A 517-nucleotide genomic window follows, 5' to 3' on the forward strand; every position below is an offset into this window, starting at 1 on the left:
AGCAGCCGCACGCGCCGCAGCAGCCGCACCCGCAGCAGCCGGTGCAGCCGCATCCGCAGCAGCCGCACGCGCCGCAGCAGCCGCACCCGCAGCAGCCGGTGCAGCCGCATCCGCAGCAGCCGCACGCGCCGCAGCAGCCGCATCCGCAGCAGCCGGTACAGCCGCATGCGCCGCAGCAGCCGCATCCGCAGCAGCCGGTGCAGCCGCATGCGCCGCAGCAGCACCCGGCTCAGCCGCATCCGCAGCAGCCGGCTCAACCGCATGCACCGCAGCAGCCGCACGCGCCGCAGCATGCGCCTGAGCAGCCTCAGGCTCGGCATCCGGAGCAGCCGGCGAGCAAGCCGGACGGGCACCAGGAGCCGGCTCAGGCCAGGCACCCGGAGCCTGAGCGTCCGGCAACGCCCGAGCGTCCGGCCGACCGGGCGCCGGGATCGCACGACCGCACGCCTGACGGCGAGCGGCCGCGTGACCCGCGTGAGGACTTCATGGATCGGCGGGATCCGGCGGCGCATGACCG

Annotated in this window: 1 protein-coding gene; it reads right to left on the reverse strand. The window is 76.2% G+C overall.

Annotation, left to right across the window (positions count from 1 at the left end):
- On the reverse strand, window positions 1-437 hold a 437-nt coding region (locus ACYVIO_RS42210), incomplete at its 3' end, for a hypothetical protein (protein ID WP_460656656.1).
- Window positions 438-517 lie beyond the last annotated feature (80 nt).

The sequence above is a fragment of the Kribbella endophytica genome, from assembly GCF_054781295.1.